Origin of the sequence: Caulobacter sp. 602-1 (genome assembly GCF_003931565.1) — a bacterium.
GTDB lineage: Bacteria > Pseudomonadota > Alphaproteobacteria > Caulobacterales > Caulobacteraceae > Caulobacter.
Window position 1 is genome coordinate 1 of record NZ_RRYI01000096.1, and the last position, 303, is coordinate 303.

Consider the following 303-nt stretch of genomic DNA (forward strand, 5'->3'; position numbering starts at 1 on the left):
GCCACCAGATGGAGTCGCCGTGCTTGGCGTGGCTTTCCATGCCCGAGCCGACGCAGCACCAGAAGCCGTCGAACGGCCGCGAGAACCGGCGCGCCGAGCCCGACATCAGCGGGACCATGTAGGCGAACATGCCGGTCGACGGGTCCTGATGGGCCAGGATGTGGTTGATGTGCGCGCGCTCGTAATAGTCGAACAGCGCCGCCCGGGGCCGCAAGCCATAGAGATGCCGGGTCAGCTTCAGCATGTTGTAGGTGTTGCAGCTCTCGCAGGTCTGCTTGGTGATGTGGCGCGAGATGGTGCGGG

1 protein-coding gene is annotated in these 303 nt (G+C 65.3%); it reads right to left on the bottom strand.

Features of this window, described 5'->3' with window-relative positions; genetic code table 11:
* The coding region (locus tag EIK80_RS25395; protein WP_199743639.1) for a beta-L-arabinofuranosidase domain-containing protein at nt 1–303 on the bottom strand (303 nt) is incomplete at both ends.